General features: G+C 48.7%; 1 protein-coding gene. It reads left to right on the top strand.

Going from position 1 to position 228, the window contains the following annotated elements; translation table 11 throughout:
• On the top strand, positions 1-228 hold a 228-nt coding region (locus Q0975_RS28450), incomplete at both ends, for a collagen-like protein (protein WP_299444393.1).

Genomic DNA, 228 nt, shown 5'->3' with positions numbered 1-228 from the left:
ACTGGAGCACAGGGAATTCAAGGAGTTACTGGTGCGCAAGGAGTAACTGGAGCACAAGGAATCACTGGAGCACAAGGTGTAACTGGAGCTCAGGGAATACAAGGAATCACTGGAGCACAAGGAGTAACTGGAGCTCAGGGAATACAAGGAATAACTGGAGCACAAGGAATCACAGGTGCACAAGGAGTAACCGGAGCACAGGGAATACAAGGAATTACTGGTGAACAA

The sequence above is a fragment of the uncultured Aquimarina sp. genome (genome assembly GCF_947500065.1).
Taxonomy (GTDB): domain Bacteria; phylum Bacteroidota; class Bacteroidia; order Flavobacteriales; family Flavobacteriaceae; genus Aquimarina.
The sequence above is the reverse complement of the archived record's forward strand: the minus strand, read 5'-3'. Positions and strand labels throughout refer to the sequence as shown.